Below are 21,065 nucleotides of genomic sequence, written 5' to 3'. Positions count from 1 at the left end.
TTATAAGTTATTAATTGTCCATGAAGCGTAATACATAGAGCCGATGTAGCCAGACCCGAATACAGTAAAGTATTCCTTTCCGCCTATATTAGTACCACCAATCTTAATCGTAGATTTTAAGGTCGGAATGGTGTAGCTAATTTGTGCATCTACAGTATGGAATTCTGGTACAATACCGTCTCCAAATGTTGCTTCCCAGAAATAATCATCGCTAAATTTATAGGCTACGTTGAATCCGAAATTTTTAAACAATTCTGTGTTACCAAAATGCGCTTTAAATTTGTGCTCTGGAGTGTTAAAGTTGGTTTCGAAATTTGGATTTGCTGCTTGGTCAAAATCTTGCTTTGTAAAAGTGTAACTTCCGCCTAAATCGAAATCACTCAAAATTTTAGTTGATATACCAATTGATGCACCATAAGAATTAACATCTACATCAGAGTTTGTATATGTACTATAAGTGGTATAATCACTATTGGCTATTGCTGCAACTCCTGAAGCATCTGACACAGAACCATATAATGGTGCTATCACCACTTCTGAAGAAATAAAGTCTTTATATTTATTATAATAGGTACTAAAATCTATGGTTACTTTGTCAAATTTTCCTCTATAACCCACTTCTACTGAAGAAACTTTTTCTGGTGATACAAGGTCTGGATTGGCTACTGTTAAAACAGAAGGATCACCAGTTGCGGCCAATTGTTGCACCGAAGATGCTGTATAAGAGTTGTTATATGCAGCAGCACCAGTTTGTGTATAAACAGTACCATTACTAGCTGTGAAATCTCTAGAATATCTATCTAAATTATCTGGAGCAGAGCCCACTAAGATTGCTCTACCAGCATCTAAACCAATAAATAAATCCTGTGTAGTTGGGTTTCTAAAACCAGTTTGAGCAGAAGCTCTAATATTATGATTTTCATTTAAGGTTAAGCCTAATGATATCCTAGGCGATATAAATCCATCAAAAAATTCTGATTTGTCATAACGTGCTGAAGCCGTTATTTTTAAATTCATATCTTCATTTAGTTCAACTTCTTTTTGAATTTGTGTATATACCCCATATTCACTATAGTCAATTTCTCCGTCATAGTCTGTGTAGATGGAACCAAAAGAATTGAGTTTATATTGTCTATAAGACCCACCAACTTGGATGTCTGCAAAATCTATTAAATCACTGAAGTTATAGTTACCATCAGCATGGTAGTATTTAGAAGCATCACGGAATTGTGAACCTGTAGCTAAATCTGGATCTTTAATGATTCTATTGAAGGCGTTATTAAACTCTGCTGAGCCTGGCTCAAATCTTCCCGTTTCTGCAGCTGCTCTTGCTGCTGCGTGCGCTTGCTCGTCTGTGGCACCACCACCTAAGGTTGCAGCGACGTAGGTGTTTATGTAATCTCCAAACCAGTCTTCATCACTTTTCCATGCTCTGTTGATATTGATTCCTGTAAATACCATATCGTAAGAGTCACCAGCTTTATCAGCTACAACATACCCTCTTACGAAAAAGTTGTCGTTCTTTACTTCTAATTTATGTTGTTCTTGAAAGAATCCATCAATATTATAACGGTTAGTTCCTTGGTATATCGTTGTACCTGTACCTACTTTACCTACATATTGAATTTCGAAATTACTATCCTCTATTGGGCGGTAATATAATCCCCAATCGGCTTTAATACTTTGAGCTTTATGTTCTGTTAAATCACGTTCGTTATATCCCGTTCTACTCACAAATACATCTGGAACAATACCAGTACCACCAGCTAAGTCATTAATATTTGCTGAGACTTCATCACCATATACGTTAATACCGTTGTAGTTTAGGTTAGTTGCTCTTGTACCTCCTAAGACATCGCTATCGACTTCGCTAGTTGCGGCCCAATCTGTACCATTTAAATACCCAAAGTTAACCTTGGCAGCAAATTTATCACTGAACTTATAAGCCATACTAAGGCTTATGTCTGTATATTCATTATCTCCAGCAGCTTCTTGAGTAGTTATACCTTGCTTAACTGAAGCTCTAATACCTTGGTGATCAAAAGGATTTTTACTTCGCATAAATAAAATACCGTTAAACGCATTTGCACCATATAAGGCTGAAGATGCACCAGGTAATAACTCCACACTTTGAACATCTGTTTCTACCATTCCAACGAGGTTACCAATTGGGAAGTTTAAAGCCGGTGTAGAATTATCCATACCATCAACTAATTGCATAAAGCGCGTGTTGGCTGTTGTGGCAAAACCTCTTGTGTTTACAGATTTAAAGGTTAAACTACTCGAATTGACATCGACGCCTTTTAAGTTTTCTAAACCTCCATAAAAATCGGCAGAGGCTGTATTTTTTATTTCTTTAAGACCAAAACGTTCTACGGTTACGGGTGACTCAAAAATACGTTCTGGAGTACGTGAAGCAGAAATAACCACTTCGTCTAACTCGTTACCTTCTAAAAGGGTAACATTGACGGTTTGGTTGTTGGTTGTGATTTCTATGGTTTGCGCTTCGAAACCAGCATAACTCACGCGTATTGATAAGGGTAGTTCTAGAGAAGTGGTTAGGGTATAGTTTCCGTCAAAGTCAGATACTGTACCTGTACTAGTTCCTACTACTACAATGTTTGCACCTGGTAGAGGTAACCCGGTATTGTCAATAATTTTACCTTTTACTGTGGTTTGAGCAAATGATACCACACAAAAAAGCATAGTGAAAAGCTTTAAGATTGTCTTCATGTTAGAGATTAGTTAATTTATTAGATGAGCAATTTAATTAAATATATGAAAATTCAATAAGAAATTCTCATAAAATTATGCATGCATAGCAATTTGTGACAAAAAAATAACCTAAAAATTGATAATTACACAATTTTTAGGTTATAAAATATGATTTTGGTAATGGAATTTGCTATTCCACTGTCACGGATTTCGCTAGGTTTCTAGGCTGATCGACATTTTTATTTAGCATTACAGCGATATGATAAGATAATAACTGTAATGGAATTGTAGTTAGTAAAGGAGTTAGGCACTCTAGAGTTTCTGGCACTTCAATAACATGATCTGCCAATTCCTTTACACTTGTATCTCCTTTTGTAACAATACCGATGATTTTACCTTTTCTAGATTTAATTTCTTGTATGTTACTCACTACTTTTTCGTAATGGCCTTTTTTAGTGGCTATTACCACAACTGGCATTTGCTCATCTATTAATGCAATAGGTCCATGTTTCATTTCTGCAGCAGGATAACCTTCGGCGTGGATGTATGAAATTTCTTTTAATTTCAAAGCTCCTTCTAAGGCTACAGGGAAATTAAACCCACGACCTAAATACAAGAAATTTTTAGAGTCTTTATAAATATCTGATACGGTTTTTACATAGGCATCAGATTTTAAAGCTTCTTCAACTTTATTTGGTATTGTTTCTAGTTCAATAAGGTGATGTCTAAATTCTGAACTAGACATCGTTCCTTTAGCTCTTGCTAAACGTAATGCAATTAATGTTAACACCGTAATCTGTGTTGTAAATGCTTTAGTTGATGCCACACCGATTTCTGGGCCTGCATGTGTGTATGCCCCTGCATCTGTTTCTCTTGCGATTGTAGATCCTACAACATTACAAACACCAAAAACAAAGGCGCCTTTAGATTTTGCTAATTTAATAGCGGCTAATGTATCTGCAGTTTCACCAGATTGAGAAATGGCAATAACCACATCTTTTTCCGTTATAACGGGATTTCTATATCTAAATTCTGAAGCGTATTCGACTTCAACCGGAATTCTTGCTAGGTCTTCAAAAATATATTCTGCAACGAGGCCAGCATGCCATGATGTTCCACAAGCTACTATGATTATACGATCTGCAGCTAGGAATTTTTTCATGTTATCTTCTATTCCTGCCATTTTAATTATGGCTTCGTTGCTTAACAACCGTCCTCTAAAAGTATCTAAGATGGCGCTAGGTTGCTCATAGATTTCTTTGAGCATAAAGTGTTCATAGCCTCCTTTTTCAATTTGTTCTAAATTAAGTTGAAGTTCTTGAATATAAGGGTCAACAAGTGTATCATTTTTAATTTTACGAACCTTGATTTTTTTGCCTCTTCTTACAATGGCCATTTCTTCATCTTCTAGATAAATGGCATTTTTAGTATATTCTATAAATGGAGAAGCGTCACTTGCAATAAAAAACTCATCATCTCCAATACCAATAGCTAAAGGACTACCCAGTTTTGCGACTACAATTTCATTAGGTTTATTTTTATCGAAAACAGCAATAGCATAAGCTCCGACAACTTGGTTTAACGCAATTTGAACTGCTTTACCTAATTTTAAGTTTTCATTTTTCTTTATATCTTCAATAAGATTAATTAAAACTTCGGTGTCTGTTTCAGATTGAAATGTATAACCTCTTTTAATTAATTCTTTTTTTAGAGCATCGTAATTTTCAATAATTCCATTATGGATAATTACTAAATCTCCAGAATTAGAGTAGTGTGGGTGAGAATTTACATCGTTTGGTATACCATGTGTTGCCCAACGCGTATGTCCTATGCCTAGAGAGCCTTCTGTAGAAATTTCATTTTCTATTTTGTTTTTAAGGTCTGAAACCTTCCCTTTGGTTTTTGATAGTTTAATATCGTTTCCATCGTACAATGCAATACCTGCACTATCATAGCCTCTATATTCTAATCTTTGAAGACCTTTAATAACAATAGGATAAGCCTCACGATGGCCAATGTATCCAACAATTCCGCACATAGTTTGTTTTTTTACTAATTTGGTTCTGTATAAAATATTTCTAAGTAAACACGTTTATCTTCATCAGATTCTGATGTGTTATTACCGTACAAAATTGTTCCTCTTGGTGATAGGATAGAGCTGACTGGTACTGTTAAATCTAAATCGTCATCAGTTTGTACTTTATTCTGAGAAATACTAACGCTAGGGTCTTCAATATTTACGTTAAGTGACACTGCTAAACCGAGTTCAACATTTGTAGAGTCTCTTATTAATAAATTATTGATATGTTCTGTAAGTCTCAATTTGTATTTAACACCTTTATTGGTCGGCTCTTCATCTACTCGTTGCAAAGCACCAAGATGACTAATCTTAGAATACGAAGGTAAACTGGTATTAGTGACGTCTAAATAATAATCGATTAACGGCGTTTTATTGTCTAAGTCATACAAATACAGTCTGTTAGGTTCGTTTTCTGGGTCTTGATTTAATAAATCTAATTGATCTCTATCCACATAAAATACAAGATTTGCTTCGTTAACTAAGCGTTTTGAACTACTATATTTATCATTTTCCAAATTGACAAAATCATTTCTAAATTTATCAAAATTGCTCATGCCAGCTTCTTCGTTAAAGCCATCAAATAATTTGATGCCAGCAATAGCACCTTCTCCTCCTTTTAAATAAATTCTACTATCTCCGTTTTCTGAACTTCCATCAGCGATTGGTAAAGTATAATCGTTTTCAAGAAAATTAATTTTATTTGTTCCAAAGTTAAGTACATAAGTAGAATTGTCTCTTAATTCTGGGTCGTCTGTAGTAGATGCTGTTAGCTTCGAGTAATAGATGGTAACATTGGCATTATTGGTACTCCCTGTGTTTAAAATAAGAAAACTTCCATCGTCATTTACAGCTTCTGCTTTAAAATAAAGACCTCTAAAGTATTCGGTGAAATTGTTTAAGTTGCTTAAAACGGCATCTCCTTCTTTAGCTAATATTTTATCTTCCCAAAAAGTAGGTTCTAGCATTACTCTTATACATGGTGGTTGAGTTGCTAATAAGGTTTTATCACCATTATCATCTAGCTCATTTACATCTTTTAAGTTATAGCCTTTGTTATTTATGTCTATTATATTATCGACAACGGTCATATTACTTCCAGTTGGGTCATCATATTCAACGAATGAAAATTCTGTCCCTTCTAAAGCCGTTACAGGTATAGTTTCTGAAGTTGAAGCTGTTTTGTTAGAATAATAGGCTTGTCCTTCATTAAAGTCACCTGTTGGATCAAAATCTCTAATGAAATAATTATTTTCAAATATGCGCAGTCTTATATTACTGTAATCCTCAGTTTTAGATATCACAGAATCTAAACTGTACGTAATGTTTCCGTCATCATCTGTACCAGTTGCTGTACTAAAATAGGGAAGAGTCACTACAACGGAATCTACTTTTGCTTCATCTCCAAATGATGGACTATACGTTGAAGGTGTTAATTGAGTTACAAAGCTTGCGGTTACTCTACCGTAAGCATCATCATAGATTCCTAGAGTTGTTAGTCCAAGGCTATTGGTTTGTACTGGTGCTAAGGCCTTAGTATAAGCAATAACATCGTATTTACGTGAATCAATATCAAAATTGGTTGCAACACCACCATTTATAACATCGGACTCTAGAGATACAAAATCATCATCACAAGCAATAATACTGAGAGCAATGAGGCTAAATGATAAGATTTGTAAAGCAATTTTATTTTTTTTCATAAGTAATATTAACTGTTTAATACAGCGTTATTGTAAAACTCTGTGTAAGGATCTGCAAATTCTTCAATTGGATAATAATCCAATACAGGTTTTGTTAAGTCATTTAAATACGTGTCTAATTCATCTGGCAATGCTTCAGACCCTCTGATAATAGCATCAGAATTATCTATGGCAACCTTCATTAAATTAATGTAATCTGGTTGTTTTAAGAGTTCTGTGGTTTCGGCATCTAAGCCGTCAAAGTTTACTTTTGAGATCATGTCTTTATCTAACGTTCCTTCAAAGTTTTGATTGTATACAGAAGTGACTATTTTGCTTTCTGTAAAAAGAGGTTCAGTTTTATAGAACTCTTTTAAGTATAAAGGCAATAAAGAAGCCAACCATCCATTAACATGAATAATATCTGGAGCCCAATTTAGTTTTTTTACCGTTTCAATAACACCTTTTGCAAAGAAAATGGCGCGCTCGTCGTTGTCTGCAAATAATTTTCCATCTTCATCGGTTAAGGTTGCTTTTCTCTTAAAGTAATCTTCATTATCTATAAAATAAACTTGAATACGTTCTTTAGGAATAGAAGCTACTTTAATAATCAATGGCATGTCTAAATCATTAATCACCAAATTAATACCAGAGAGTCTAATTACTTCGTGGAGTTGATGTCTTCTCTCGTTAATATTTCCAAAGCGAGGCATAAATATTCTAATCTGACCTCCTTGTTTGTTTACCATTCGAGGTGCTTCAAAGGACATTGAAGAAATCTCTGTTTCAGGTAAATATGGAACAACTTCCGAGGACACATACAATATTCGTTTATCTTTCATAAATCTGCTGCTTTTGAAATTAATAGTAAAAAACATGCAAAATTACAAAAATTTGTGCAGATTGCTAGTATTATATTATGTTTGCATGCGTTAAATTTTTGTTACGGCATTGAAGAACTTTCAGAATAAAACAGAATTGTCAAATCACATTAGTGCTTTGAAAGCCAAGGGGAACTCAATTGGGTTTGTGCCAACAATGGGTGCTCTGCATGCAGGGCATGTGTCGTTGGTGAAAAGAGGATTGAATGAAAACAACTTTGTTGTGGTGAGCATTTTTGTTAATCCGACCCAGTTTGATAATCAAGATGATTTAATTAAATATCCAAGAACTTTAGAGGCAGATGTTGCCATGTTAAAGGATGTAAGCGATAATTATATTATTGTTTATGCACCAAATGTTAAGGATGTATATGATGATAGTATAGAAGCCGATTCATTTGAATATGATGGGTTAGAACACCAGATGGAAGGAGCTTTTAGACCAGGCCATTTTGACGGAGTGGGTACAATTGTGAAGCGTTTGTTTAAAATTGTAACTCCTGATTTCGCATATTTTGGAGAAAAAGATTTTCAGCAGCTACAAATTATTAAAAAGTTAGTAGCGTTGCATCACATACCAGTTACCATTGTTGGTTGTCCTATTCTTAGAGCAGAAGACGGATTGGCAATGAGTTCTAGAAATGCAAGATTAACACCTCAACATAGGGAGATTGCTCCAGTTATTTATAAAACACTACAAACTGCCAAAACAAAGTTTGGCACAAAAAGTGCTAAAGTAGTGTCGGAATGGGTTGAGAAGGCATTTAAAAATCAGTCGCTCTTAGAGCTCGAGTATTTTATAATTGCAGACGAATCAACCTTAAAACCGGTAAAACGAAAATCAACAAAAAAATCATATAGAGCTTTTATAGCTGTATATGCAGGCGATATAAGATTGATAGACAATATCGCTTTAAATTAATTATCTTTGTGGTATGCAAATACAAGTTGTAAAATCTAAAATTCATCGTGTAAAGGTTACAGGTGCCAAGCTTAATTATATTGGTAGTATCACTATTGATGAAGATCTAATGGAAGCGGCCAATATTATACAAGGCGAAAAAGTTCAGATTGTTAATAACGATAATGGAGAACGCTTAGAAACCTACTGTATTCCTGGTCCTCGCAATAGTGGCGAAATTACCCTTAATGGAGCCGCAGCACGTAAAGTAGCTGTAGGTGATACGCTTATTCTTATTACTTATGCTATTATGGATATTGAAAAAGCCAAGGTGTTTAAGCCCTCTTTAGTCTTTCCGGATGAAGCTACGAACCTCCTAAAATAATCAGGTGGCCCAAGCTAAATCCATTCTAAAAGTTGGTTTACCATTGCTCTTAGGAGTGGGTTTGGTATGGTATTCTTTATCTAAAATTTCTATTGAAAAATTAGTTCAGTACTTTAAGGATGCTGACTATACATGGATTATTCTTGGTGTGAGTTTGGGGATGCTTAGTCATATTTCTAGAGCCTACCGTTGGTTGTTTATGGTTGAGCCTTTAGGTTTTAAGCCTAAATTTGGAAATAGTTTAATGGCCGTATACGCTGCTTATCTTATTAATTTTACGATTCCAAGAGCAGGTGAAGTTGCAAGAGCTACAATATTAAAAAACTACGAAGAGCTTCCGTTCGATAAAGGTTTTGGTACCATCGTTGCAGAACGTGTAGCCGATACTATAATGTTGCTTACCATTGTAGTCTTAGCATTTTTTTTAGAGTCTGAGTTTATCTTTGATTTTTTTTTACAAAAATTTAATATAACTTCTTTAATTTTAGGTGGTTCCGTGTTATTTTTGGGAGTGCTAGTATTGTTCCTTTTTATTAGAAAGGGCAAATCTAAATTTGCAATAAAAGTAAAAGGTTTTGTCATAGGGCTATTAGAGGGAGCGCTTAGCATTTTTAAAATGAAGAAAAAGTGGGCGTTTATAGGGCATACTTTATTTATTTGGGTAATGTATGTGCTTATGTTTTATGTAACCACATTTGCTTTACCCGAATTACAGCACATAGGCTTGGCAGCAATTCTTATTGGGTTTATCCTTTCAAGTTTTAGTATTGCAGCTACCAATGGAGGTGTGGGTTCGTTTCCAGAAGCGGTTGTTCTTGCATTTTCGTTATTTGGTATAGCCGATGATCCGAGTAGAGCGTTTGGGTGGATAGTTTGGTCTACGCAAACCCTAGTTATTATTGTTATTGGTGGTTTATCATTATTATATTTACCTATTTACAATAGAAAGAAAACAACATTATAAAAATTTTAGTTATTTTAAATTCGTAATTTATCTGTCATATGAAGAATTTTTATCTACTTCTAGCGCTTTTTATAGGTCTAAATATGCAATCTCAAGCCATCTATAAAACCATTGATTCTTATAAATTGGATGGTGAACGCGAATTGAAAATTCAATTACCAAGAAATTACAATCCCGACGAAAAAAGGACTTATCCTTTAATTATTGTTTTAGACGGAGATTATTTGTTTGAGCCTATTGCAGGGAATATAGACTATCAATCGTATTGGGAAGATATTCCAGATTGTATTGTTGTAGGGATTAACCAAGCCACAACAAGAGAAAATGATTTTTATTATGATAATGAGACTTTTTTTCCTGCGCATGATGGTGCTGCATTCTACGAGTTTATGGCAGCAGAGTTATTACCATTTATAGAAGATAAGTATAATGCTTCGAATTTTAGAATTATTGTAGGACACGATTTAAGTGCTAATTTCATAAACTATTACTTGTTTAAAGATGAGCCGATATTTAGAGCGTATGTGGCGTTGAGCCCAGATTTTGCAACAGAAATGATTAATAGATTACAACAGCGCTTATCTATATTAAACGATGAGATATTCTATTATATGGCGACCGCAGATGCGGACATTAAAACCATGAGAGCATCAATTTTAGAAGCTAACACGGTTATTTCGTCTATTGAAAATGAAAAATTCTTATATAAATTTGATGATTTTGAGGATGCTAACCATTATTCATTAGTGGGAAGAGGGATTCCTAAGGCATTAAATCAGATTTTTACACTATTCAAACCTATTAATGCCAAAGAGTATTCAGAAAAAGTTTTAACATTTGAAGGTTCTCCCTACGATTATTTAGTGAAGAAGTACGAAGATATTGAGCATTTCTATGGTTTTGAAAAAAAATTAATTGAAAACGATATTAGGGCTATTGCAGCTGCGAGTAATAAGAAGGACGATTTAGAATCGCTTGAAAAATTATCCAAACTAATTAATAAGAATTTTCCAAAATCAATGCTAAGTGCTTATTATTTAGGGATGTATAATGAGAAAGAAGGCAATTTGAAACGTGCTTTGCAACGTTATAAAGCCGGATTGTTATTAGAGCCATCTCAGTCAGTGGATAAAGAAATGATGCTCGATAAAATGTATGAAATTCAAGAAAAAATGAAACGATAATGTATTTCATCGAAAAAAATTGACAACTTAGCGATAATTTAGTATGTTTGGAGTCCCAAATCTAAACCTACTCATCATGAAAAAAACTATTTTTGTAGTTCTTACATGTCTAATTTGTGCTTCGTCATTTGCGCAAATCACTTACCAGGAAATATCTTCGGCAAAACTCAATGCCGTTCGTAAGCTAAAAGTTAAACTACCTAAAAATTACGATGCTGATGCTGATGAAAAGTATCCAGTTATTATTGTGTTCGATGGAGATTACTTATTTGAGCCAGTAGTAGGTCAGGTTGATTTTCAGTATTATTTTGACAATATGCCAGGTTCTATCGTGGTGGGAATTATGCAAGGAGAAAATCGCTTTTACGATGGGTACTATGATCCCGCTACAGGTTTGCCTACAGAGTCGGGACTTCGATTTCATAATTTTGTTTCCGATGAGTTATTGCCTTATATAGATAAAAAATACAATACAAGTAAGTTTAGAGTGGCAGTGGGCCATGATAATATGGGGAATTTTATTAATTCTTATTTATTTAAAGAGGCTTTAGAGTTTCAGGCTTATGTGTGTATCAGTCCAGATTTTATTGGATCGTTAAATAATTTTATAGCTAAGCGATTAGCACTTTATAAAAAGGATATTTTCTATTACTTAGCAACAGCAGAAAAAGACATTCCCCATTTACGTCACAACATACTTTCTGTCGACGGACAGATTAAGGAAATCGATAATCAAAACGTAACGTACTACTTTGATGATTTTAAAGAAGAAACGCATTACACTTTAGTAACAAGTGCATTGGCACGTTCTTTCGAAAAGATTTTTGACATCTATAATCCACTTAGAGAGAAAGAGTTAGAAGAAAAAGTTTTGCCTTATGAAGGTACCTTGGATAATTATTTAACGGATAGGTATAAACGAATTGAGAAGTTATTTGGTATAAAAAAAGAAATTAGTGTAGAAGAAATTGAAAAAGTTGTTAAAATTGCGGAACAACGTGAAGATTTAAAATCACTGAATAAATTAGGTGCGCTGGCAAATAAACTTCATCCAGAATCCTTAATGGGTACCTATTACTTAGCACAATACGCAGAAAAATCTGGGAAAACTAAAAAAGCTAAAAAATTATACGAGTCTGCTTTAACATTAAATGATGTTAGCCATATTAATAGAGAATATATCTTTTCTAAAATAGATGAATTAACAGTGGCAGATTTAGACGAAGAGATTGATGATAATGAAGATGACGATGAAGAAAACTAGAAAACGCAGGCTGTCCACAGATTACTTTTTTGAAGCTTTATATGGTAAAACCAAAACATTTTTGTTTTCTAATATGCCTTCAAAATTAGCAACTTTAAAAGTTTTAGCTATTATAGCATGGTTTAAAGACATCAACTAAAATTGTTTTAATTTTGTCATATTTATAATTTAAAGAGATTTCCGTTGTACGGAAAATAAATATGGCTAAAGTAAAAACAACGTTTTTTTGTCAGAATTGTGGTAGTCAATATGCTAAATGGCAAGGGCAGTGCACCTCTTGTAAAGAATGGAATACAATTGCAGAAGAGGTTATTCAAAAACCAGAAAAGAGCGATTGGAAAACTCCGACATCTACTACAAAACGAGTTTCAAAACCTTTATTAATTAATGATATAGATACGTCTCAAGAAGCGCGTTTAGATATGCGCGATGGCGAATTTAATCGTGTATTGGGTGGCGGAATGGTTCAAGGTTCTTTAACATTGCTAGGTGGTGAACCAGGTATAGGAAAGAGTACGCTATTACTTCAAATAGCATTAAGATTACAATACAAAACTTTATATATTTCTGGTGAAGAAAGTCAGAAACAAATAAAAATGCGTGCAGAGCGTATTAATCCAAATAGCAATAATTGCTATATTCTTACTGAGACTAAAACTCAAAATATTTTTAAACAAATTGAGGCTTTAGATCCCGATATTGTGGTGGTAGATTCTATTCAAACATTACATAGTGATTACATAGAATCTTCAGCAGGAAGTATTTCTCAAATAAAAGAATGTACCACAGAGTTAATAAAATTTGCTAAAGAAACGTCCACACCTGTTTTATTAATTGGGCATATCACTAAAGATGGTCATATCGCTGGACCAAAAATTTTGGAGCATATGGTGGATACCGTTTTACAGTTTGAAGGAGATCGCAATCATGTATTTAGAATTCTAAGAGCTAATAAAAACCGTTTTGGATCCACAAATGAACTTGGTATTTACGAAATGCAAGGTTCTGGGCTACGGGAAGTATCTAATCCATCGGAAATATTAATTTCAGAAAAAGATGGTGAGCTTTCTGGTAACGCAGTAGCAGCAACTTTAGAAGGTTTAAGACCACTTATGATTGAGATACAAGCCTTGGTCAGTACAGCAGTGTATGGTACGCCACAGCGTTCAGCAACTGGTTTTAATGCCAAACGACTCAATATGCTTTTGGCAGTTTTAGAAAAACGAGCAGGTTTCCGCTTAGGAGCAAAAGATGTATTTTTAAACATTACAGGTGGTATCACAGTTGATGATCCGGCTATAGATTTGGCGGTTGTGGCATCCATATTATCCTCTAATGAAGATGTGGCCTTGCCAAGTGATTATTGTTTTGCTGCAGAAGTTGGATTATCTGGTGAAATTAGACCCGTTCAACGTGTAGAACAGCGCATTCTTGAAGCTGAAAAATTAGGATTTTCAACCATTTTTGTATCTAAATACAATAAAATAGCCTTAAAAAATACAGGTATAAAGATTCAGCTGATTTCTAAAATTGAGGATTTAGTTGGGTTTTTGGTTTGATTATTGTGACGATGATTCTAAAATGAATTTATGAAACCACGCTTTCTCTTTTTAGCTATTGTATGTTGCTTATCGTGTAATGAAAAAGAAAAACAATTAGAGAAGAAGCTATTTCAACTAGAGTTAAAAAATCAAATATTGATTTTTCAGTTAGATTCTTTACAAAATATTTCGGCTATAAAGTTTGAAGCATTATTAAGTGAAGATGTCCTCGCGGATTCGCTACGTAGAAGTCATGTAAATGACTATATTCCCTATTATAAATTAAATCAAATAAGAGCTGAAGATTCCCTATTAATTGAAAAATATATAACTTTTGCCAAGGAAAACCAAGTATCTTATTTATCAACGTATGCGTTAGACCGAATACAAGATATAAAATTTAAAAGAAGTCAGATAAAGATCAATGGTATTGTTGGTAGTTGGCAATGGGAAGGTATCACAAATCTAATGTTTCCTTATAAAGGGAATAAAAATGAGCGAATTGAATTTCGTAAGGATGGAACAGTTCTGTTTTACACTAACGATAAATTGGTTGCAGAAGACACGTTTAAAATTCAATATCCTTCTAGTTATCCTGTTGGTAATTACATTACATTCTCAAAACTAGGAACCTATGCAATGTCTTTGAAGAAAAATAATAGACTAACACTCACCAAAGGAAGGGGAATTTGTATCGATTGCGGAACAAATATTTATAAAAAGCATTAGTTGCCATTTCGGAAGTATTTATTATTCCATTTCCCTAAAATTCTTTAAATTCGCACCTCGAAAAGAAAACAGAATAATGAGTACAAAGTTCCCTGAATACAAAGGACTTAACTTGCCAAACGTTGCAGATGAAATCGGTAACTATTGGGAAGCTAATAATATCTTCGATAAAAGCGTTACAACCAGAGAAGGAAAACCACCATATGTGTTTTTTGAAGGACCTCCTTCAGCTAACGGATTGCCTGGTGTACACCACGTTTTAGCACGTGCGATTAAAGATATTTTTCCACGTTATAAAACCATGAAAGGTTTTCAAGTGAAACGTAAAGCAGGTTGGGATACACATGGTTTACCTGTGGAACTCGGTGTTGAAAAGGAACTTGGAATAACCAAAGAAGATATCGGTAAAAAAATCACCGTAGAAGAATATAACGAAGCTTGTAAGAAAGCAGTAATGCGTTATACAGATATCTGGAATGACCTTACCCAAAAAATGGGATATTGGGTAGATATGGACGACCCATACATTACCTACAAATCTAAATACATGGAAACGGTTTGGTGGCTGTTAAAGCAGATTTACGAAAAAGACTTAATTTATAAAGGCTATACCATTCAGCCGTATTCGCCAAAAGCAGGTACCGGATTAAGCTCACATGAGTTAAATCAACCAGGAACGTACCAAGATGTTACTGATACAACCGTTGTAGCACAGTTTAAAGCCAACGAAGAGTCATTACCAGATTTTTTACAAAATGAAGGTGATATTTTCTTCTTAGCATGGACGACGACACCTTGGACGTTACCGAGCAACACAGCGTTAACCGTTGGCCCAAAAATCGACTATGTTTTAGTAGAAACCTATAATCAATACACGTTTCAGCCTATGAATGTGGTTTTGGCTAAAAATTTAGTCAATAAACAGTTTGATGGAAAATATAAACAGGTCGAAACCAAACCAGAATTGATAGAATACAAAGAAGGTGATAAAAAAATCCCTTACTATGTGGTGAAAGAATTCGTTGGAAAAGATTTAGTTGGTATTACATACGAGCAGTTACTTCCATACGCTTTACCAAATGATAATCCCGAAAATGCTTTTAGAGTTATTTCTGGAGATTTTGTAACGGTTGAAGATGGTACCGGAATTGTACATACAGCTCCAACCTTTGGTGCAGATGATGCTTTGGTAGCAAAACAAGCATCGCCAGAAGTACCACCAATGTTGGTAAAAGATGAGAATGGAAATTTAGTGCCATTAGTAGATTTACAAGGAAAATTTAGACCAGAAATGGGTGAATTTGCGGGTAAATATGTGAAGAATGAATATTACGATGATGGTGAAGCACCAGAACGTTCTATCGACGTTGAGTTGGCTATTAAATTAAAAACAGAAAATAAGGCTTTTAAAGTCGAAAAATATAAGCACAGTTATCCAAATTGTTGGAGAACTGATAAGCCAATTTTGTACTATCCTTTAGATTCGTGGTTTATTAAAATCACAGATGTAAAAGGTAGAATGCATGAGCTTAATACTGGAATTAACTGGAAACCTGAATCTACAGGGACTGGACGTTTTGGTAATTGGTTAGCAAATGCAAACGACTGGAATTTATCGCGTTCCCGTTTCTGGGGAATTCCATTACCAATCTGGAGAACAGAAGAAGGTAAAGAACAAATCTGTATTGGTTCTGTAAAAGAATTAAAAGCAGAGATGGCGAAGTCGGTTAATGCTGGTTTTATGACAGAAGATATCTTCAAGGATTTTGAAGTTGATAATATGTCTGAAGAAAACTACGAGACCATCGATTTACATAAAAATGTAGTAGATAAAATTGTATTAGTGTCTGCGTCTGGGCAACCCATGCGTCGCGAGAGTGATCTTATTGATGTGTGGTTCGATTCTGGTTCAATGCCTTACGCACAGTGGCATTATCCTTTTGAGAATAAGGCAAAAGTTGAGGACACTTGGAGAAAAGCAGATTTTATTGCAGAAGGTGTAGATCAAACAAGAGGTTGGTTTTATACCCTTCACGCCATTGCAACAATGATTTTTGATGATGTGGCATATAAAAATGTGGTTTCCAACGGACTCGTTTTAGATAAAAACGGACAGAAAATGTCTAAGCGTCTAGGAAATGCTGTAGATCCTTTTGAAACGTTATCTAAATATGGTGCAGATGCTACACGTTGGTATATGATAAGTAATGCCAATCCATGGGATAACTTAAAATTTGATAGTGAAGGGATTGCTGAGGTGAGTCGTAAATTCTTCGGTACACTTTATAATACCTATTCTTTCTTTACGCTTTACACTAATATTGATGGGTTTAAATACAGTGAAGCAGATATTCCATTACAAGATAGACCAGAAATAGACCGTTGGATTTTATCAGAATTAAATACCTTAATTCAGAAAGTTGATAAATTTTATGCGGCTTACGAGCCCACAAGAGCAGCAAGAGCTATTTCAGATTTTACCCAAGACTATTTAAGTAATTGGTATGTGAGGTTAAGTAGAAGACGTTTTTGGAAAGGAGATTACCAAACCGATAAAATTTCGGCCTACCAAACATTATATACGTGTATGGAGACTATTGCTAAATTAGGAGCGCCAATTGCTCCATTCTTTATGGATCGTTTGTATTTAGATTTAAATGCTGTAACTAAAAAGGAAACTTTTGAAAGTGTCCATTTAGCTGATTTTCCAATCGTAGATGAAAGCGCTATAGATAAAGTTTTAGAGCGTAAAATGGAAAGTGCACAAACAATATGTTCTCTAGTATTATCGTTAAGAGCTAAGGAGAAAATTAAAGTGCGTCAGCCACTTCAAAAAATAATGATTCCTATTGATAGTAAAGAACAAACAGAAGAAATTGAAGCGGTTGCAGATCTCATTAAACACGAAGTTAATATAAAAGAAATTGAACTTTTAGAAGACGCTTCGGATATCTTAGTGAAACAAATAAAACCAAATTTTAAGGCACTTGGACCTCGGTTTGGAAAAGACATGAAGTTAATTGCAAATGCCATTAATGGCTTATCTGCAGACGACATTAAAACTATTGAACAAAAAGGTCATTTAGAATTAGTTATTAACGAAAAAACTATTACCTTAGAGTTGGAAGATGTAGAGATAACATCGCAAGATATTGAAGGATGGCTTGTAGCGAATGAAGGGGCTTTAACAGTGGCTTTAGACGTTACTATCAGTGAAGCGTTGCGTAAAGAAGGGATTGCTAGAGAGCTCGTAAATAGAATCCAAAATTTACGTAAAGATTCAGGTTTTGAAGTTACGGACAGAATTGACGTGCAGCTTCAAAAAGATGACCAAATTGTGGAGGCTGTTTTTTCAAATGAAGCGTATATTAAATCTGAAACCTTAACCGAAGAATTACAAATTATGGACACCGTAAATAATGGTATAGATATTATATTTGACGACGTCAATACCAAATTATTTATTCAAAAACACAAATAGTATGAATACAGATACCAAAAACAGATATTCTGATAAAGATTTAGCAGAATTTAAGGCCATACTTCAAGATAAGATAAATAAGGCCGAGCACGATTTAGAGTTAATTAAAAGTGCTTACATGAATGATTTTGATAATGGTACCGATGATACATCACCAACGTTTAAAGCCTTTGAAGAAGGAAGTGCTACCATGAGTAAGGAAGCAAATTCGGCGTTAGCTATTCGTCAAGAGAAATTTATACGCGACTTAAAAAATGCAATTATCCGCATTGAGAATAAAACTTACGGAGTGTGCCGTGTAACAGGAAAATTAATAAACAAAGAACGTTTAAAGTTAGTGCCACATGCTACGTTGAGTATTGAAGCTAAAAATATGCAGTAATACTTTTACGAACGTAAAACCTTTATTATTGCCATTCTATTTTGAATAAAAACAAAATCATAAAGCCTTGTAATATTAATTTCAAGGCTTTTTTTGTGCTTGTTATTCTCATTTTTTTAAGCGTGCAGTTAACGGCTCAAAATAGTTTAGTAAAAGAAATTACAGCCCAAAATATAGATGCCATTTCTATAGATGCTAATCAAATTTTTAACATTTCAGTTACAACATCTCAAACCAGTAACATTAAGATCACCTCTACTCTAGATGGCGAATATCAAAATGAGTTTCAAGTTGTGGTTAGTGAGAAAAAGCAGACGCTTCAATTAAGTTTAGAACCACTACCTTTTCATAGCATTCCAGATGATAAACGTAATGCTCACAAAGTCATTGCTGCAACTTTACAATTAGAAATCCCAGAAAATCGTACTGTAGATATAGTTAGTGATATTGGATCGGTAGAGGTCTACGGCCAATTTAAATCTTTATACATTCAACTATATCAAGGACAATGCTATGTTGAAGCAAATTTAGAAACAGCCACTATAAATACTTTTGATGGAGATATAAAGGTTATGACTAAAAAGGCTTCCGTTAAAGCACAGTCAAATCATGGAGAAATTACTTTAGATGAATACGCTAATGCTAATTCAATATGGAATTTGAAGTCTATTAAGGGCAATATTACTGTTGCAAAGCCAGATTAAACCTTTATTTTTGTTTAAAACCTTTTGATGTCTTTAAAGAAAGCCTCACTTATTATAGTTATTATTTTATTGGTAGATCAAATCAGTAAAATTTATATTAAAACCCATTTTCAATTAGGTGAGGATGTTACTGTGTTTTCATGGTTTAAAATTGCCTTTGTAGAAAATGATGGTATGGCTTGGGGAACAAAATTGAGCGATTTTATAAGTTTTATTTCTGATGAAACGGCTAAACTAATTCTTACCTTATTTAGAATTGTTGCTGTTACAGGAATTGCATTTTGGTTATTAGATGTTATAAGAAAAGAGAAATCTAAAATTTTAGTTTTTGCTATTTCTATAATTTTTGCTGGTGCATTAGGAAATATAATAGATTCTGTATTCTATGGTGTGTTGTTTGATGATAGCATAATGCAAGTCGCTTCCTTTTTACCAGAAGAAGGTGGTTATGCCAAGCTATTTCACGGTAATGTTGTAGATATGCTTCATTTTCCTATTTGGAGTGGAGTTGTACCAGACCGACTGCCATTAATTGGAGGCAAATATTTTTCATTTTTTGATCCTGTTTTTAATGTGGCTGATATGGCTATAAGTACAGGTATAGGGATTTTAATTGTGTTTAATAAGAAAGCTTTTGGAGACATTTCTAAAATTGAAACACCTCACTTGGAGTCACACAATAATCTAGCCTAACATCATCTATTGAAGCTTTAAATATGGCATTTTCAGCTGCAAAAAAGGACAATCCAATTTTTACCGTTTCGGGTTTACACTGTATTAAAAACCTATCGTAGAAACCTTTGCCGTAACCTATTCTATTTCCTGTTTTGTCATAAGCTAGAAGGGGAATAAATACCACTTCTAATTGTGAGGGTTGTATAGCTATACCATCAACAGGCTCTGGAACATTATACTTACTTTTTTTTAGCTTTGTATTGTCGGTTAAGAGAAAATGAGACATGCTGTAATCTTCAAAATGACTTTTTGAAATTATGATATTTTTATCCTTACCAGCTAAAATATTAAGAATATAGTCTGTGTTAATTTCCTTTTGCTCTTCAATCGTTAAAAAAACATGATAAAAAGACTTGTCCCAAATGTCTAGCGTTAATAGTTGGTTAGCAATAGCTAAGCTATAATCGTCAATTTGAGAATGAGATAATTCCTGACGTAAGGTTTTATATTTTTGTCTTAACAATGCTTTATTCATGAGTTTTCGATCTCAGTTGAAATGTGAAAAATAGCATCTCCTTGATAGATTATTGGGGATTCATTGACATTAAATACATATCCTGAATGTGGTGCTTTTACAAAGTAATTGAAACTGCCATAAGGATCTGTAATATTACCGAGAACATCACCTTTATTGACTTTAGCATTGATTGTGGCGGTAGCCTTAAACATTCCGGAATATTTAGCTCTTAACCATTTACTTTCTTTAATTACCACAGCATTAACCTTAGGGCTAGACACGGTAAACTTAGTTTTTAGCATACCTAAATGATGCAAAACGCGTTTTACACCATTTACACCTGTATTTGTAATGGTATTATGAATATTAAAAGATTTACCACCTTCAAACAATAACATAGGTATTCCGGCTTTATCGCAGGCGTTTCTAAATGTTTTATTTAAATTTTGAGAATAATAAATAAATGGTGCACCAAAAACATGTGCTAATTCTGTGAGACGTGGATTATCCTTTACAATTCTAATCTGAGCAGCATTAAACCGATCTGATCCTCCAGTATGAAAATCCATTGCAAAGTCTACATGTGGTACTAATTCCGTCATTACAAAATGAGCCACTCTGCTTGCTAAAGAGCCATTAGAGTTGCCAGGAAAAACACGGTTTAAATCTCGACCATCTGGAAAAAGTCGATTCATATTTAAAAACCCAAACACGTTAATAACTGGAACACAAATAGTAGTGCCACTCTTAGGTTTATTAATACCTTTTGCAATAATTTGTCGAACAATTTCTACTCCATTTACTTCATCTCCATGGATGCCGGCAGTCATTAAAACTGTTGGGCCAGGTTTTTTAGAACGTTCAATAATTACAGGAACTTCTAAAGTATTTCGGGTGTGTAATTTTGCAACTTCAAATGTGAGTGTAACACTTTTGCCAGGAGCGATTTCTGCTCCTAAAATATTTAAAATGTCTTTTGCCAT

At 34.1% G+C, this 21,065-nt stretch carries 18 protein-coding genes; 12 read left to right on the top strand and 6 right to left on the bottom strand.

From position 1 onward, the window contains the following. The 4 genes from C8N41_RS01725 to C8N41_RS01710 form a co-directional block, all read right to left on the bottom strand. Positions 1 to 2,733, bottom strand: a complete 2,733-nt coding sequence (locus C8N41_RS01725) for a TonB-dependent receptor (protein ID WP_115837988.1) — start codon at positions 2,731 to 2,733, stop codon at positions 1 to 3. A 172-nt stretch (positions 2,734 to 2,905) separates the two neighbouring features. After that, on the bottom strand, positions 2,906 to 4,753 hold the full coding sequence (gene glmS, locus C8N41_RS01720; RefSeq protein ID WP_092446336.1) for a glutamine--fructose-6-phosphate transaminase (isomerizing): 1,848 nt from the start codon (positions 4,751 to 4,753) through the stop codon (positions 2,906 to 2,908). Positions 4,754 to 4,767: 14 nt separating this feature from the next. After that, on the bottom strand, positions 4,768 to 6,495 hold the full coding sequence (locus C8N41_RS01715) for a DUF4270 domain-containing protein (RefSeq protein WP_115837987.1): 1,728 nt from the start codon (positions 6,493 to 6,495) through the stop codon (positions 4,768 to 4,770). An 8-nt stretch (positions 6,496 to 6,503) separates the two neighbouring features. Then, a complete protein-coding gene (locus C8N41_RS01710) occupies positions 6,504 to 7,316 on the bottom strand; it encodes a glycogen/starch synthase (protein WP_115838763.1) in 813 nt (270 codons plus the stop codon). A 109-nt stretch (positions 7,317 to 7,425) separates the two neighbouring features. Between C8N41_RS01710 and panC the strand changes: the two genes are divergently transcribed. The 12 genes from panC to C8N41_RS01655 all read left to right on the top strand — a co-directional run bounded on the left by panC (position 7,426) and on the right by C8N41_RS01655 (position 19,583). Further along, a complete protein-coding gene (gene panC, locus C8N41_RS01705; RefSeq protein WP_115837986.1) occupies positions 7,426 to 8,277 on the top strand; it encodes a pantoate--beta-alanine ligase in 852 nt (283 codons plus the stop codon). 13 nt (positions 8,278 to 8,290) lie between these two features. Beyond that, on the top strand, positions 8,291 to 8,641 hold the full coding sequence (panD, locus tag C8N41_RS01700; RefSeq protein ID WP_092446344.1) for an aspartate 1-decarboxylase: 351 nt from the start codon (positions 8,291 to 8,293) through the stop codon (positions 8,639 to 8,641). A gap of 4 nt (positions 8,642 to 8,645) precedes the next feature. Beyond that, the gene (locus tag C8N41_RS01695; protein ID WP_115837985.1) at positions 8,646 to 9,605 is read left to right on the top strand and encodes a lysylphosphatidylglycerol synthase transmembrane domain-containing protein; all 960 of its coding nucleotides are present in this window, start codon (positions 8,646 to 8,648) and stop codon (positions 9,603 to 9,605) included. 38 nt (positions 9,606 to 9,643) lie between these two features. Then, complete coding sequence (locus tag C8N41_RS01690) at positions 9,644 to 10,789, top strand: alpha/beta hydrolase (protein ID WP_115837984.1); 1,146 nt, start codon at positions 9,644 to 9,646, stop codon at positions 10,787 to 10,789. 76 nt (positions 10,790 to 10,865) lie between these two features. Beyond that, entirely contained in the window at positions 10,866 to 12,053 is a 1,188-nt protein-coding gene (locus C8N41_RS01685; RefSeq protein WP_170137071.1) for an alpha/beta hydrolase, read from the top strand. Beyond that, positions 12,040 to 12,192, top strand: a complete 153-nt coding sequence (locus tag C8N41_RS16865; protein ID WP_170137070.1) for a hypothetical protein — start codon at positions 12,040 to 12,042, stop codon at positions 12,190 to 12,192. Before C8N41_RS01685 ends, C8N41_RS16865 begins: the two co-directional genes overlap by 14 nt. A gap of 61 nt (positions 12,193 to 12,253) precedes the next feature. Next, positions 12,254 to 13,612: a DNA repair protein RadA gene (gene radA, locus C8N41_RS01680; RefSeq protein WP_115837982.1), complete on the top strand. Its 1,359-nt coding sequence runs from the start codon at positions 12,254 to 12,256 to the stop codon at positions 13,610 to 13,612. 30 nt (positions 13,613 to 13,642) lie between these two features. Then, positions 13,643 to 14,323, top strand: a complete 681-nt coding sequence (locus C8N41_RS01675) for a hypothetical protein (RefSeq protein ID WP_115837981.1) — start codon at positions 13,643 to 13,645, stop codon at positions 14,321 to 14,323. 76 nt (positions 14,324 to 14,399) lie between these two features. After that, positions 14,400 to 17,804: an isoleucine--tRNA ligase gene (gene ileS, locus C8N41_RS01670; protein WP_115837980.1), complete on the top strand. Its 3,405-nt coding sequence runs from the start codon at positions 14,400 to 14,402 to the stop codon at positions 17,802 to 17,804. A gap of 1 nt (position 17,805) precedes the next feature. Further along, positions 17,806 to 18,186, top strand: a complete 381-nt coding sequence (locus C8N41_RS01665; RefSeq protein ID WP_092446357.1) for a TraR/DksA family transcriptional regulator — start codon at positions 17,806 to 17,808, stop codon at positions 18,184 to 18,186. A 122-nt stretch (positions 18,187 to 18,308) separates the two neighbouring features. Next, the gene (locus C8N41_RS01660) at positions 18,309 to 18,890 is read left to right on the top strand and encodes a DUF4097 family beta strand repeat-containing protein (RefSeq protein ID WP_147298918.1); all 582 of its coding nucleotides are present in this window, start codon (positions 18,309 to 18,311) and stop codon (positions 18,888 to 18,890) included. A 27-nt stretch (positions 18,891 to 18,917) separates the two neighbouring features. Then, complete coding sequence (locus C8N41_RS01655) at positions 18,918 to 19,583, top strand: lipoprotein signal peptidase (RefSeq protein WP_092446361.1); 666 nt, start codon at positions 18,918 to 18,920, stop codon at positions 19,581 to 19,583. On the opposite strand, the gene C8N41_RS01650 is transcribed toward C8N41_RS01655, so the two are convergent. Both C8N41_RS01650 and C8N41_RS01645 read right to left on the bottom strand, forming a co-directional pair. Then, positions 19,537 to 20,100 (bottom strand): 5-formyltetrahydrofolate cyclo-ligase, encoded by a 564-nt coding sequence (locus C8N41_RS01650; protein ID WP_115837978.1) that lies wholly within the window; start codon positions 20,098 to 20,100, stop codon positions 19,537 to 19,539. The two genes, C8N41_RS01655 and C8N41_RS01650, sit on opposite strands and share 47 nt — an antisense overlap. Beyond that, positions 20,097 to 21,065 carry a succinylglutamate desuccinylase/aspartoacylase family protein gene (locus C8N41_RS01645; RefSeq protein ID WP_092446365.1) on the bottom strand — a complete coding sequence of 323 codons (969 nt, stop codon included), beginning with the start codon at positions 21,063 to 21,065 and terminating at the stop codon, positions 20,097 to 20,099. The genes C8N41_RS01650 and C8N41_RS01645 overlap by 4 nt, the downstream gene beginning before the upstream one ends.

Source organism: Winogradskyella sediminis (assembly GCF_003387355.1).
Lineage (GTDB): Bacteria > Bacteroidota > Bacteroidia > Flavobacteriales > Flavobacteriaceae > Winogradskyella > Winogradskyella sediminis.
Note: the sequence above shows the minus strand (reverse complement) of the source record. Positions and strands in the feature narration are given on the sequence as shown.

Excerpts from the sequence above, each read along its gene's own strand:
- C8N41_RS01675 (WP_115837981.1), top strand. The coding sequence starts at position 13,643 with ATGAAACCACGCTTTCTCTTTTTAGCTATTGTATGTTGCTTATCGTGT.
- C8N41_RS01710 (WP_115838763.1), bottom strand. The coding sequence starts at position 7,316 with ATGAAAGATAAACGAATATTGTATGTGTCCTCGGAAGTTGTTCCATAT.
- glmS (WP_092446336.1), bottom strand. The coding sequence starts at position 4,753 with ATGTGCGGAATTGTTGGATACATTGGCCATCGTGAGGCTTATCCTATT.
- C8N41_RS16865 (WP_170137070.1), top strand. The coding sequence starts at position 12,040 with ATGAAGAAAACTAGAAAACGCAGGCTGTCCACAGATTACTTTTTTGAA.
- C8N41_RS01685 (WP_170137071.1), top strand. The coding sequence starts at position 10,866 with ATGAAAAAAACTATTTTTGTAGTTCTTACATGTCTAATTTGTGCTTCG.
- panD (WP_092446344.1), top strand. The coding sequence starts at position 8,291 with ATGCAAATACAAGTTGTAAAATCTAAAATTCATCGTGTAAAGGTTACA.
- C8N41_RS01645 (WP_092446365.1), bottom strand. The coding sequence starts at position 21,065 with ATGGCAAAAGACATTTTAAATATTTTAGGAGCAGAAATCGCTCCTGGC.
- C8N41_RS01655 (WP_092446361.1), top strand. The coding sequence starts at position 18,918 with ATGTCTTTAAAGAAAGCCTCACTTATTATAGTTATTATTTTATTGGTA.
- C8N41_RS01650 (WP_115837978.1), bottom strand. The coding sequence starts at position 20,100 with ATGAATAAAGCATTGTTAAGACAAAAATATAAAACCTTACGTCAGGAA.
- C8N41_RS01690 (WP_115837984.1), top strand. The coding sequence starts at position 9,644 with ATGAAGAATTTTTATCTACTTCTAGCGCTTTTTATAGGTCTAAATATG.
- C8N41_RS01665 (WP_092446357.1), top strand. The coding sequence starts at position 17,806 with ATGAATACAGATACCAAAAACAGATATTCTGATAAAGATTTAGCAGAA.
- ileS (WP_115837980.1), top strand. The coding sequence starts at position 14,400 with ATGAGTACAAAGTTCCCTGAATACAAAGGACTTAACTTGCCAAACGTT.
- C8N41_RS01725 (WP_115837988.1), bottom strand. The coding sequence starts at position 2,733 with ATGAAGACAATCTTAAAGCTTTTCACTATGCTTTTTTGTGTGGTATCA.
- C8N41_RS01715 (WP_115837987.1), bottom strand. The coding sequence starts at position 6,495 with ATGAAAAAAAATAAAATTGCTTTACAAATCTTATCATTTAGCCTCATT.
- radA (WP_115837982.1), top strand. The coding sequence starts at position 12,254 with ATGGCTAAAGTAAAAACAACGTTTTTTTGTCAGAATTGTGGTAGTCAA.